The organism is bacterium, from assembly GCA_035528375.1.
GTDB lineage: Bacteria > RBG-13-66-14 > RBG-13-66-14 > RBG-13-66-14 > RBG-13-66-14 > RBG-13-66-14.
Genome location: DATKYS010000053.1, coordinates 1 through 6,474, shown reverse-complemented (window position 1 = coordinate 6,474; position 6,474 = coordinate 1). Strand labels below are relative to the sequence as shown.

Annotated in this window: 7 protein-coding genes; 3 read left to right on the top strand and 4 right to left on the bottom strand. The window is 65.1% G+C overall.

Annotation, left to right across the window (positions count from 1 at the left end):
- Positions 1-240: 240 nt before the first annotated feature.
- From VM054_04210 to VM054_04200, 3 genes are read right to left on the bottom strand one after another with little or no spacing between them, the layout of a single operon-like run.
- Positions 241-1,590 carry a CorA family divalent cation transporter gene (locus VM054_04210; GenBank protein HUT98260.1) on the bottom strand — a complete coding sequence of 450 codons (1,350 nt, stop codon included), beginning with the start codon at positions 1,588-1,590 and terminating at the stop codon, positions 241-243.
- Between the two features lie 10 nt (positions 1,591-1,600).
- A complete protein-coding gene (locus VM054_04205) occupies positions 1,601-2,182 on the bottom strand; it encodes a hypothetical protein (protein ID HUT98259.1) in 582 nt (193 codons plus the stop codon).
- A complete protein-coding gene (locus tag VM054_04200; protein ID HUT98258.1) occupies positions 2,179-3,402 on the bottom strand; it encodes a prealbumin-like fold domain-containing protein in 1,224 nt (407 codons plus the stop codon). Before VM054_04200 ends, VM054_04205 begins: the two co-directional genes overlap by 4 nt.
- Positions 3,403-3,548: 146 nt before the next feature.
- On the opposite strand from VM054_04200, the gene VM054_04195 reads away from it, so the two are divergent.
- Positions 3,549-4,529 (top strand): DUF4388 domain-containing protein, encoded by a 981-nt coding sequence (locus VM054_04195; protein HUT98257.1) that lies wholly within the window; start codon positions 3,549-3,551, stop codon positions 4,527-4,529.
- A gap of 95 nt (positions 4,530-4,624) precedes the next feature.
- On the opposite strand, the gene VM054_04190 is transcribed toward VM054_04195, so the two are convergent.
- Positions 4,625-4,843, bottom strand: a complete 219-nt coding sequence (locus tag VM054_04190; GenBank protein ID HUT98256.1) for a hypothetical protein — start codon at positions 4,841-4,843, stop codon at positions 4,625-4,627.
- Between the two features lie 354 nt (positions 4,844-5,197).
- Between VM054_04190 and VM054_04185 the strand changes: the two genes are divergently transcribed.
- The gene (locus VM054_04185; protein HUT98255.1) at positions 5,198-5,668 is read left to right on the top strand and encodes a cyclic nucleotide-binding domain-containing protein; all 471 of its coding nucleotides are present in this window, start codon (positions 5,198-5,200) and stop codon (positions 5,666-5,668) included.
- A gap of 252 nt (positions 5,669-5,920) precedes the next feature.
- On the top strand, positions 5,921-6,385 hold the full coding sequence (locus VM054_04180) for a hypothetical protein (GenBank protein HUT98254.1): 465 nt from the start codon (positions 5,921-5,923) through the stop codon (positions 6,383-6,385).
- The last annotated feature ends 89 nt before the right edge of the window (positions 6,386-6,474 follow it).

The following is a 6,474-nucleotide window of genomic DNA, read 5'->3' as shown; positions in this document are numbered from 1 at the left end:
AGCGAGCTATGCCCCTGGCAAATCCCCGCCCTACATCATGAACGGGCCGACCTGAACGGCGCGCCGTCGGTCGGCCCCTACGTCATCGCAGCATGGGTGACAGGTGCCGCGGGCGGGTGTGGACACCCGCCCCTACGTCATATCAATTCGCGGCGGCCCGCGGAGGGGCCGCCCTACGTCATCGCAAGCCGGTGTGAGCGGAAAAACGCGGAAAACCCGCCCTACAATCAGCGCCCTCGACTAGAACCACTTCTTGCGCTTGAACAGGGCCAACAACCCCACGATTATCACCACCGCCACCCCGATCAGCACGAAGTACGACCCGGGCCAGTTCAGCTCCGGCATCACCTTGAAGTTCATCCCGTACCAGCCGCTGATGAGCGTGATGGGCACCGCCACCGTGGTCACCACGGTCAGAAGCTGCATGACCTTGTTCAACCGCTCGGTCTCCTCCTCGCGCAGGGTGCCCACCAGGTGCACCAGGCCGTCCATGCTCAGCTTGACGGCCTCGAAGGTGGTGCCCAGGTCGCCGACCTTGTTGGTGAGGATTTCCAGGTCGTTCTCGAGGTCGAGGGCCTCCAGGAGCTCGCGCTCGTGGGGCTCGAAGGCCTCGCGGTGCCGCTCCACGGACTCGGTGAGGGAGGACGCGGCGGACTCCAGCATCTCCGACAGCACTTTGTAGGTGGTGATGTCCTCGGAGAGGTGGGTCATCTCCTTCCGCAGGACGCTGGCCTCGGTGACCTCGCCGGAGGTGATGGAGCGCTTGGCCAGTCGTATGCGGTCGTTGTTGATGGCCGCGCCGCGGAAGAGGTTGTCCACGGCGTCCTCGAGGGCGTGGAGGTAGCCGTAGGTGGTCACGGCGCGCTCGTAGGACTGCCACTCCGGCGCGATGAGGAAGAGCCCGCTCCGCCCCCGGATGACCAGGGTGCCGTCCAGGAGCCGGAGACTGTCGAAGATTTCGCCCAGGAGCTGGGCCACCTCGGCCCGCTCGTCGCGGTCGGCCAGGGGGTCGTGGTTCCGACCCAGGGCCTCCCCGTCGCCCCGGTGGAGCGTCTGGGCCAGGAAGGCCACGAACTTGTCCCGCTCGTCGGCGTAGCCCTGGTGGACGAGCTCCAGCAGGCGGTTCTGGGAGCCGGCCAGGACGGTGGTCATCATCTTGGAGGTGTCGGTGACCAGGTCGGCGATGATGGGGGCGAGGGAGTCGAGGGAGATGCGGTCCCCTCGGCCGTTGACGCTATCCAGGCCGGCGGCGTAAATCACCCGGCCGAAGACGTCGAGCTGGACCCCGATCCGCTCGTCCTGGATGTCGCCCCCCGTCTCGACGTACCCCAGGCGGGCCGAGAGCGAGACGCGCTTGCCGCGGACCGTCTCGCGGACGATGAGCTCGGTGGGCGGCGCCTGAATCTCGAAGGTGGCCTCCTCGGGCCGCGGGTCTATCTCCTCCGAGAGGAAGGTGCTCCCCACCGGGGCGTAGCTGGGGCGGATCTTCCGGCTGAAGAGGTCTATGTAGTTCGCGCCGAAGGGGATCCACTCGCCGATCACCAGGGTGTTGGAGCCGCCGGCGAACAACAGCTCGTTGGTATCGGTCACGTCCTCTCCTCTAGGAAGCTGAGTCCTTATTATCCTCGCCGGGGAAGCCGAGCCCCAGGAGGTTGGGGAAGCGGGAGACGCTGGTGTAGGGCAGCTTGGGTATCTCCAGGCAGCCTATCTCCTCCTCGGTCCCGCACTTCGGACAGTAGCGCCGAACCATCTCCTTGCCGGTGGTGTAGACCCACCGGTCGCCGCAGGCGCAGCGGATGAGCGGCTCGAGGGCGGCGGTAATCGCGGGGGGAACCCCGGCGACCTCGACGCGCCCCGCCGCGGTCATCCGGTAGGCGGAGAAGAAGCCGTGGTGGCTGCCGGTGAGCTCGAGGCGCTGGAGCAGTCCCCGCTTCTCCAGGGCGGCCAGGTCCTCGAGCCCCTCCTGGCTCAGGCAGACGTAGCGGGTGTCGCCGTGCCAGTTGGTGAGGACCGGCGCCGTGTCGTAGGGCAGGAGCCCTCGCTCGCTGGCCAGGAAAAACAGGGCGTGGAGGGTGCTCTCCTTCAAAAAGCGCTGCAGCCCCTCGGGGCGTTCCTCGCCCAGAAGCTCCGCCACGAGCCACAGGAGCCCGCGCTGATAGTCGGTCGGTCCGTCTTTGGTCATTGGGCCTGGTCCAACTCCAGGTTGTAGAAGCTGCCGAACCCGCGCTGCACTTTGATCTGCGTGACCGGCAGGTAGGTGGAGAGAAGCTCGCCGCCCAGGTCGGCGGAGGCCTCCAACAGAAAGTAGGTCCCCGGGGGGACGCCGATGAGCTGGAACTCGCCGATGAAGTTCGAGGTCACCGTTTTGTAGACCCTGCCCGCGCGGTAGTCCTCCTCCGTCCGGTACAGCACGACCGTGGCCCCGGGCACCGGCGTGCCCCGGACCAGGACCTTCCCCACGATGACCCCGGTGGTCTGGGGGTCCATGCTCAGGGCGCCGGAGCCGGAGAAGCTGCCGCCTTCCAGGGTGGGAATCTGCAGCGACTGGAAGATGCCCGTCATGTCCCAGAGGTTTTCCTCGAAGCGGTCGGCGGGCATGCCGGCCACGAAGGTGTAGCCGACCATGTTCCGCAGGACGAAGCAGGCGAGCTGGGTGGTTCGGCGGACCTCTCCGGTGACCGGGTCGGCCAGCTCCTGCTCGTACACCGCCAGGTAGGGCTTGGCCTCGGCGAGCTCGGCCAGGACGGCGGCCAGGGGGTCCGAGGACAGGGCGGGCTCGTCCTTCTCCAGCTCTTGTCCGTGCCTGCGCGTCTCGGGGTCGGCGTAGGGGGCGCCCGTGGTCCCCTGCAGCATCACCAGCGCCTCCATGACGGTGAGGTCGGCCACGATGACCTCGCCGGCGTCGGGATCGTCGTCCACGCCGGCCTCCGGGCGGGCGGCGGTCATCGGAGCGGCCTCGGCGGCGACGGGGGAGGTCCCCTCGGGGAGGGCCTCGCCCTCGAGAGGTTCCGGTTGAACCGCCTCGGGGGCGGTCCCGACGGGCATCGGCAGATAAACCGGCTCCCGGCCCTCCCAGGACTCGATGAGCGCCTGCACCGTCGTCTCGCGGCCCCGGATGCCGTACTGGCTCTTGGACACCCGGCGGTGCTCCGAGGGGGAGGTCAGCCCGGCCAGGAGCTTGCCGTAGGCGCGGAAGTTCGTCTGGCCGTCGGGGCTCTCCAACAGGACCAGGGCCGCCCCCACGTTCGAGGTGATGGTCCAGCCCGCGGGGGCGGTGACCTGGAACCCGTAATCACTGTTCGTGTAGGTCTGGCCGACGACCTCGGTCCGGGCGAGGGCGGGCGCGGCCGTCACGGCGAGGAGGAGGGCGAGATGAACGGCTGGTCGGCGGAGGGTGTGCATGTGAAACGGATTTTACCACAACGCGGCGCGGCGCTCCACGGTGTCCTTCCGGCATGGTTCCCCCCGAACGGCGGCCCCGCACGGCGCGGCTTGTCAGCCCACCCGTTTTAGGATATGATTACTCCCGATCCCTCCAGGAGGCTGCGATGTTCGAGGGCTCCCTGACCAAAACGCCCCTGGGCACCGTCTTCCAGCACATCGTCCACCAGAACCTTTCCGGTCGTCTGACCGTGCGGTCCGACGGGAAGGAGCTCTACTATTTCTTCATCCGGGGCCGGCTGCAGAACGCCACCAAGGACCCCGACGTCACCGGCTCCCGGCACGTCTTCAACCTGATCAAGGGCGACTTCACCTTCGACGAGGCCCAGGACATAGATTCGCCCATGAGCCCCGAGCTGACCACCTTCCGCTGGCTCATGAACCGGTCCCTGGAGACCGCCGACCCCCGGGCCATGCAGTGGGTGCTCCTCTCGCCGCACGCCATCCCGCAGGTGGCCTCGATCCCCATCGCGGAGCTGACCGACGACGAGATGAAAATCGCCGCGCTCATAGACGACGACCGGACCATCACCGACATCGTCAAGACCTCCCCCCTGCCCGAGCGGTTCACCCTCCAGGTCCTCTTCGGGCTGGTCGTGTCGGACACCATCCGGCTGGTGCGGACCCTCGAGGTGGTGCGGGTCCTGGTGCACGTCATAGACGAGTTCGTGCTCGCCCTGGGCAAGACCCGTCTCACGACCAACGGCGCCGAACGGATGTTCGGCAAGACCCTCTCCGAGGACATCGTGGACAACCCCCAGCTCGAGCAACTGGAGCTGGGCGGGAGCGTCCAGTCGCTGCACCAGCTCCGCCGTCAGTTCGAGCGGGGCGCCGACGCCCTGAAGATTCTCGGCGAGCTCCTGGAGCGCTACTACAAGGCGGTGAGCGTCTTCATCGAGGGCGCCGAGCTGGCCAAGATACTCAAGGACATCGCCGCCAGCTACTTCCCCCGGCACCGCAACCTGGTCAACGAGCTGCGCATGGACGAGTTCATCGGGCACATCATCGAGGACGCGGCGCCGCGGGAGCGGGAGCTGTTCTGGACCGCCGTCCTGGCCGACGAGGGAGGCCGGAGCATCCTGGGCTAGGCCGGAACGCCGGGGGTCGTGTAGGTCGGTCGAGTTTTCTGTTCCCAGTGGTGGCTGACGTGACGGTCGAGCCGTCGGCCGCGCGTTTAGCGGTCTTAACGACGTGGAGTAGTGGGAGCAGCGGGGTGGATGCTTGCCTGTCGCGCATTCCCTGAGTACATGGACCCATGAATTTTTTCCCCAAGTCGGCTCAACCACTCTGCCGCCGTGATAAAAACAACTATAAACACCAGCAGTTCCGTTGAGATAGTGAGTGGACCAATTAATCGTTCAAGAAGCTCATTTATTAACCAACCGATTAGCACTTTCTTCATTTGGTCTCCTTTGAGGATTGGAGGATTTGTAATTCATCTTAGCGCCCCCAAGGGGGTCTCCCGCTTCTGGGAGAGGCTTCGAAGGATATATTTCTAACAACCTATATAAGTATACCACATCTGTCAAAAACCATAGCTCTGACGGACGATAAAATTATAGCTAACCGGTGTCCAACGGCGCTTGACCAAGACATCCTGGCTATCGTCCAGCAAGAGGGGCCGATGGGAAAACTGGGCCTTTTGCGGCGGCTTGGCCATTGGTGGACTATGTCGGCCGGGTGTAAGGTTCAGGTAAATGATTATCCGGGCACGCAGTAGGAAACTGCGAGCCGACGCCCGGCACGGGAGGTTTTCGTGGAAATCAAAGACGTGCTCAAGAAAACGTACCTCTTCTACACCCTGGACTCCGGCGAGCTGGAGATTCTGGCCCGGAGCGCGCGGGTGGAGACGTTCCCCAGGGGCCGCCTCATCTTCGACGAGGGCGACGAGGGCGGCCCGCTCTACATCATCCAGTCCGGCCGGGTCTCCATCAAGAAGTCCCTCGACGAGGAGGGCCAGCGCTCGCAGCTCGCCGAGCTCGGGCAGTACTTCTTCTTCGGCGAAATTTCCCTCTTCGACGGCGGCAAGCGCTCCGCCTCCGTGGAGGCCGTGGAGGACACCGAGTGCGTCATCATCGAGAAGAGCGACTTCTGGGCGGCGATGATGGCCAACCCCGCCTCGGCCCACAAGGTCTACCGGGCGATTCTCTCGGTGCACTCCAACGCCATCCGGCGGGCCAACGACCGCTTCCGCGAGTTCCTCGGCACCGCCCTGGGGGGCATCTAAACCGCCCGACCTGAATGGCGGGTCAGTTACTTAGAACGGTATAAAAGCGCCTCACCGCGTCTTTTAATGTAGGGCGGCCGGCTGTTCCCTTCCCGCGGCATGACGAACGGATTGACTTCCCGCCGTTGCCCATTCGGACTCGCACCCGCCGCTGGTGGTGGATATTCCTTCCCCTAGTGCGATCCGGTGTATGCTAAAAGCACGATGAGTTCTTTTCCAATCACAACGGGAGGGGCAATGAAGCGCATCGGTTTGTGTGTCCTGCTGTTGGCCGTGGTGGCGCTGGCCGGTGAGAGCTTCCTGGTGAAATTCTGGACTTACGACGGCGGCGGCTGGGGCGAGTGGAAGACCTCCGTTCCCGACGGCACCGCGACCGCCATTGACGTGGATTACGGCAACATCCTGATCACCTTTGCCTCCGGCGGCAGCGGCGAGAAGTTCATGGTCAAGCAGTGGAGTTACGACGGCGGCGGCTGGGACGAATGGAAGACGGTCGGCGAGGGCGGTATTCCCGTCGACATCGCCGCCGACAACGACGAGATCTACATCCTCTTCGCCTCCCAGGACGGAGCCGACGGCAGTTTCCTCGTCAAGCGGTGGAACATCAATGGCAGCGGCTGGGATGAATGGAATACCTTCTTTCCCGGCGGCTATCCAGTCTCCGTGGCCATTGACCAGGAGTTGATCTACATCCTCTTCCGCAAGGCCGGGGCATGATTCGACCTGCTCCTTGAAGTAACCGAGAACCGGCGCCCGGGCCGACCACAAGGTCGGCCCTTATCTCACCGCAACCTGCCGCGCACGGC

Bases quoted from the DNA above. Each gene is read 5' to 3' on its own strand.
- VM054_04190 (HUT98256.1), bottom strand. From the start codon at position 4,843: ATGAAGAAAGTGCTAATCGGTTGGTTAATAAATGAGCTTCTTGAACGA.
- VM054_04200 (HUT98258.1), bottom strand. From the start codon at position 3,402: ATGCACACCCTCCGCCGACCAGCCGTTCATCTCGCCCTCCTCCTCGCC.
- VM054_04205 (HUT98259.1), bottom strand. From the start codon at position 2,182: ATGACCAAAGACGGACCGACCGACTATCAGCGCGGGCTCCTGTGGCTC.
- VM054_04195 (HUT98257.1), top strand. From the start codon at position 3,549: ATGTTCGAGGGCTCCCTGACCAAAACGCCCCTGGGCACCGTCTTCCAG.